Source organism: Acinetobacter sp. SM1B (assembly GCF_003289665.1).
Lineage (GTDB): Bacteria > Pseudomonadota > Gammaproteobacteria > Pseudomonadales > Moraxellaceae > Acinetobacter > Acinetobacter schindleri.
This window is the reverse complement of the sequence record NZ_QMBM01000040.1, coordinates 1-248: the sequence shown is the minus strand read 5'-3', so window position 1 is coordinate 248 and position 248 is coordinate 1. Positions and strand designations below refer to the sequence as shown.

At 50.4% G+C, this 248-nt stretch carries 1 tRNA gene; it reads right to left on the bottom strand.

The window, feature by feature from the left end:
- Positions 1-89: 89 nt before the first annotated feature.
- Positions 90-163 (bottom strand) — tRNA-Trp (locus C8322_RS14310).
- Between the last annotated feature and the right edge of the window lie 85 nt (positions 164-248).

The following is a 248-nucleotide window of genomic DNA, read 5'->3' as shown; positions in this document are numbered from 1 at the left end:
GCGGCGCTGGAACCTAAATCCAGTGCGTCTACCAATTTCGCCACGTCCCCATCGGGTACCAACTTATCGCTGGATTTCTCAAACTTTAATGGCAGAGGATCAAGGATTCGAACCTTGACGAACGGTTTTGGAGACCGTCATGCTACCATTACACCAATCCTCTACTCGACCATCTCTACTCATTCTCATAAGTAAATTTGGTGGGGACGGAGAGACTCGAACTCTCACACCTCGCGGCGCTGGAACCT